The organism is Gloeocapsopsis crepidinum LEGE 06123 (genome assembly GCF_015207655.1).
Classification (GTDB): Bacteria; Cyanobacteriota; Cyanobacteriia; order Cyanobacteriales; family Chroococcidiopsidaceae; genus Gloeocapsopsis; species Gloeocapsopsis crepidinum.
Genome location: NZ_JADEWN010000150.1, coordinates 1 through 1,020 on the forward strand (window position 1 = coordinate 1; position 1,020 = coordinate 1,020).

2 protein-coding genes are annotated in these 1,020 nt (G+C 42.1%); both read right to left on the reverse strand.

All coding sequences use genetic code 11. The annotated features are described in order from the left end of the window. Positions 1-17: 17 nt before the first annotated feature. Positions 18-575 carry an IS630 family transposase gene (locus tag IQ230_RS27220; RefSeq protein ID WP_015191260.1) on the reverse strand — a complete coding sequence of 186 codons (558 nt, stop codon included), beginning with the start codon at positions 573-575 and terminating at the stop codon, positions 18-20. Then, entirely contained in the window at positions 572-964 is a 393-nt protein-coding gene (locus IQ230_RS27225; RefSeq protein WP_193934758.1) for a helix-turn-helix domain-containing protein, read from the reverse strand. Before IQ230_RS27225 ends, IQ230_RS27220 begins: the two co-directional genes overlap by 4 nt. Positions 965-1,020: the final 56 nt, after the last annotated feature.

The following is a 1,020-nucleotide window of genomic DNA, read 5'->3' on the forward strand; positions in this document are numbered from 1 at the left end:
TACAGCCTATTGCAGTTTTATGAGGCACAGTAGCAACAGTGAGTAAACCAGTTTTTCAAATGCACGGGATTAATTAAATCGAGTGCAGTGGCAATGAGAAGATCAACCCTGAATGCAGTAGTTGGGGAAAAGGAGCGCAAAAAAGCTTTTAATTGTGACCACCAAAGTTCAATTGGATTAAAGTCAGGAGAATAAGGTGACAGGTATTGAATAGTTGCGCCCACTGATTGAATTAAAGACTCAATTTGTTTGAGTTTATGTGCTGGAAGATTGTCCATAACAACCACAGCACCCTGCCACAGTTGAGGCAGTAAACACTTTTCAATAAACACTTGAAAGGCTTGACCATCCATTGAACCATTCAAGGTCATTACAGCTAAAACTCGTTTTGTGCTAATTGCGCCAATGACGGTGACTTTCGACCCGCGATAAAATGGTTGCTCATCATACACTCGAGTTCCACAAAAGCTTCGGGCATGAGTTCGTGTTAACCCCAGCAGTACACCCATTTCATCGATGAAAACTAAGTTTGCTGCCTCGATTTGTTGCACTTGCTGCCAATACTCCGTTCTCAATTGCTGTACTCGTTGTGTTTTTGCTTGAGTGCTGCGTAGTGTCTTTTTTTTCGTGTCAGTTTTTGTTTTTGCAATGCACGACACATCGTACTTGTACTCAGCCAATCATGATAATTTGTCCCCCAATACTCACAGTATTCCCTCAATGTTGCATCGGGATATTGTTTCACCATTGCCGCTAGCTGCGCCTTATAACCATCCAACTTTCCCTTGATTGCTCCACCCTGTTTTTTCGGTTGGACATGACCTTGAGTTTTCTTCATGGCTATCAGTTTTTGCACAAAACTTTTGGCTACTCCAAATCGAGCCGCAACTTTTCTGATTGAGGTGTCACCTTGTGTGTATGCCTTAACTATTTTTTCTCGCAAGTCGAGCGAGTACGGTTTCATTAGACTTCATTTGTGTACTCCTCTTACTGTACCTCATAAACTTGCAATAGGCTGTA

Bases quoted from the DNA above. Each gene is read 5' to 3' on its own strand.
- IQ230_RS27225 (WP_193934758.1), bottom strand. From the start codon at position 964: ATGAAACCGTACTCGCTCGACTTGCGAGAAAAAATAGTTAAGGCATAC.